Raw genomic sequence first — 2381 nt, forward strand, 5'->3', positions numbered from 1 at the left:
TGTGTTTTGCAAGACATTCCTACACAATATTGCAAAGAAAAAGTACACACCTTTGCGCCTGAAATTTTTCTCTGATTATTTTGGTCTTGATAGAGCGTTTTTGAGCCGGAAGCTCTCTCCGGTGAAGCTTAAAATGTGTGCGTGATGAATCAAGCGGTCCACCAATGCCGCCGTCAAACGTGTATCGATAAACACCTTATTCCATTGGCTGAACTCCAAATTACTGGTGATGATGATACTTTTCGTTTCATACCAATCACTGATCAGCTGGAAGAGTAACTCGGCACCTTCCTTAGTGAACGGCACATAGCCCATCTCATCTAGGATAACCAACTTCACCTTGTCAAAGCGGTGCTTGAAGATCTCCAACGTGTTGTTCTTCCATTGGCGCTCCAATTCTCCCACCAATTCGGAGACTCGCCAGAAGCGTGTTTCAACACCAGCATGCGTGGCCATTTGGCCAAGAGCACAAGCTAAATGCGTCTTACCAGTTCCTGGGGTACCCACGAAAACGGCGTTTTCTTTTTGGCGGATAAAGGAGAGGCTGATTAACTCTTCCTTTGTGGTCGGATTTGGCAGCGTGATATGATCATGCCAGTCGTAGTTGTCTAAAGTCCGGCGTACAGGGAATTTGGCCTGTTTGAAGAGCCGAGCCGTCTTTAGTTCTTCCCGGCACTTCAATTCATTCTCCAACAGGAATAGCAACCAATCTTCTTTGGTTTCAAAGCCCTCCGTTCCAATGACTCTAGGAATATGAGAGAGCCGCAACTGCTTACAGACCTCTTCTAAACGATCGGTTTCCATCAACTCACCGCCTCCCCATTAGATGACTTGAGAAATGCATCATAGTCATTCCAATCCACATCATAGGCATCCGCTTCTTTCGAAGAACCGATAAGGTCGTAGAAGTTCTGATCAATACCTAACATATCGTTGGTGACGAGAAAAACGAGAAGCTGATCTACACGCTTTGCCTGTTCTTTCCAATCGGGATGGCTGAGATAGAGCTTGATGCGTTCGGGTAGATATTTCCAGTAACGAGAGTAATGCATCGCACGCAATTTGCGCCGCCAATCGAGTAGTATTGCTTGCCAGTCAATCGCTCGTTTCTTCATCATGTAGGGCCGGGGGCCTTCAGCGATAATTTCACCATCCGTGCTAACCAGTTGATAGGAGTCAAAGCGAAGCAGCCCGTAGATGATAGAATGGTTCCGGGCGCGAGGAACATGGATTCGCTCGCCATCCAGCTTGATTTCGTTGTACTTATTGGCTTTTACTTCGATTTCCTTGAAGACTGGATATGCGACATCGGGCAATGCCAAAAGATCCGCTTTTTCCTCAAGCCAGAGTTCACTGATAAGTACATGTTTCTCATAATGAACGCGTTCCCTGTCTTTCGCTAATTGAACCGCCAATGCCTCATTAAAGCTTGCGAAGTCCTTCATGATTGGAGTGGCCGGAAAGAAGTTGTAGCGAATATAGCCGACTTTATTTTCTACGCTGCCTTTTTCATTTCCGCTTCTAGGGTTGCACACCTGTGTCTCAAACCCATAATGCGTAGCGAACTGCAGGAAACCATCCGTTAACACTGCTGGTTCCGTCTTCGACTTTACTTGCGTTACTGCCGTAGACATATTATCAATGCGAATTTTTCGTGGGACGCCGCCAACTTGTCGGAATAGCTCCTTCATTCCTTCAAGTAGACACTCTTGATTCTCCGCTGGTAATGCCACCGCAAATCCGCCGTTACTATATGGAAAAGACATCACGAGTGCTTTGATATCCTTAAAGGCTCCTTCATGGCAGACCTCCATGGTGCCAAAATCCAGCTGCGCTTCCGCCGGAGGATGTTCCAAACGCTCAAAGCCCTGATCTTCATTGGCTTCAACGTAGTGAGTGGCTTTCCAGTCCCTAACGAAATCACAAACCGTGCGATACGAACCGGGGAACCCCTGGTTCTTCAATTCTTTAGTCATAAAGTCAACGGTCCTACGCTTCTTCTTCGGGAGCTTAGAATCTTCAGAAAGCCAGAGAGCAACGATGCCTCCCCAGTGTTCCACATACATCATGCCCGTTTTCTTTCGGACCTTCGGCTCAGGAAAAAGATCCTCATCTGCATACTTTTTTGCGGTGCGCCAGTTAATTTCCAATTCGTCAGCTATGTGTTGAATAGATTTATCGTGATTGTTTCGTAGATTTCTGATAGTATTAATATCGGTCATTGCGAGCATTCCCTTTCTTACCTCCAGTTACAGTGTCGGAACTATAACTTTAGAGGAATTTCAGGACGCCCGCAATGGCTTTTTATTTTACCCTAAGCTGCTTGCGGAGCTATGTACTTTTGCGCTGCAATTGTATGTACGTTTATCTTGCCACAAACA

At 46.2% G+C, this 2381-nt stretch carries 2 protein-coding genes; both read right to left on the reverse strand.

Translation table 11 applies throughout. The annotated features are described in order from the left end of the window. Positions 1-75 precede the first annotated feature (75 nt). The gene (gene istB, locus PVE40_RS12605; RefSeq protein WP_086990949.1) at positions 76-804 is read right to left on the reverse strand and encodes an IS21-like element helper ATPase IstB; all 729 of its coding nucleotides are present in this window, start codon (positions 802-804) and stop codon (positions 76-78) included. Next, positions 804-2231 (reverse strand): IS21 family transposase, encoded by a 1428-nt coding sequence (gene istA / locus PVE40_RS12610; protein ID WP_274732282.1) that lies wholly within the window; start codon positions 2229-2231, stop codon positions 804-806. The genes istB and istA overlap by 1 nt, the downstream gene beginning before the upstream one ends. Positions 2232-2381 lie beyond the last annotated feature (150 nt).

This window comes from Jeotgalibaca caeni (assembly GCF_028863945.1).
GTDB classification, from domain to species: Bacteria; Bacillota; Bacilli; order Lactobacillales; family Aerococcaceae; genus Jeotgalibaca; species Jeotgalibaca caeni.

Coding starts and splice junctions, on each gene's coding strand:
- istB (WP_086990949.1), bottom strand. CDS start 804: ATGGAAACCGATCGTTTAGAAGAGGTCTGTAAGCAGTTGCGGCTCTCT.
- istA (WP_274732282.1), bottom strand. CDS start 2,231: ATGCTCGCAATGACCGATATTAATACTATCAGAAATCTACGAAACAAT.